This window comes from Falsihalocynthiibacter sp. S25ZX9, from assembly GCF_041205405.1.
Classification (GTDB): Bacteria; Pseudomonadota; Alphaproteobacteria; order Rhodobacterales; family Rhodobacteraceae; genus Falsihalocynthiibacter; species Falsihalocynthiibacter arcticus.
The window spans coordinates 1-343 of the sequence record NZ_JBGFCD010000122.1; the positions used below are offsets into that span (position 1 = coordinate 1).

The following is a 343-nucleotide window of genomic DNA, read 5'->3' on the forward strand; positions in this document are numbered from 1 at the left end:
GGCAGATCGCGGCCTACTTGCCGAGAAATGGGTTCCATTCGGGTCGCCATCGCGTGCGGCGGCTTATTGGTTTGATGGGGCTGCAAGCGATCGATAAATGGCCAATTACCAGCAAAAAGCACCCTCAACACCGGATTTATCCCTTTCTGCTACGGAAGTTAGAAATCACGCGGCCGAACCACGTTCTCCTCTCGGGCATGTAAACATGCTGCCTGGCGACGGGTGCAGCTACATCACTTACATTCCAGTGCGGCGTGGGTTCTTGTATCTGGTGGCGATTATGGATTGGGCGACACGCAAGGTGCTGGCTTGGGGTGTGTCGAACACGTTGGATGCCCGCTTT

At 55.4% G+C, this 343-nt stretch carries 1 pseudogene; it reads left to right on the forward strand.

Annotation, left to right across the window (positions count from 1 at the left end):
• Nucleotides 1-343 (forward strand): annotated as a pseudogene (locus AB9F29_RS21560) (hypothetical protein); the annotation flags it as partial.